Genomic DNA, 255 nt, shown 5'->3' with positions numbered 1-255 from the left:
AATGAAAGGATCTGTTGAGAAGGTCGCATCTATGTTAGGTATTTCCAAAGTAACCGTCTATAGCTATTTGGATGAAATCAAAAATAAATCGAGGTAAGGAGTGTCAAAATGGAAAGCATACTCGAGGTAGGAAATCTAAAATCAAACGGACACTATGAATTCGCAACCATTCATCAAAACACGGTCTATGTGTCAGGACAATTTGCCATCAATCCTGAAACGACAGAAAAAGAGTTCGGCCCCATTGAAAAAGAG

At 38.4% G+C, this 255-nt stretch carries 1 protein-coding gene; it reads left to right on the top strand.

Translation table 11 applies throughout. The annotated features are described in order from the left end of the window. Nucleotide 1 precedes the first annotated feature (1 nt). Entirely contained in the window at nucleotides 2-97 is a 96-nt protein-coding gene (locus NLF92_RS14340; RefSeq protein WP_432420236.1) for a helix-turn-helix domain-containing protein, read from the top strand. Nucleotides 98-255: the final 158 nt, after the last annotated feature.

The organism is Opacimonas viscosa (assembly GCF_024199005.1).
Taxonomy (GTDB): Bacteria; Pseudomonadota; Gammaproteobacteria; order Enterobacterales; family Alteromonadaceae; genus Opacimonas; species Opacimonas viscosa.
This window is presented reverse-complemented; position numbering and strand designations above follow the sequence as displayed.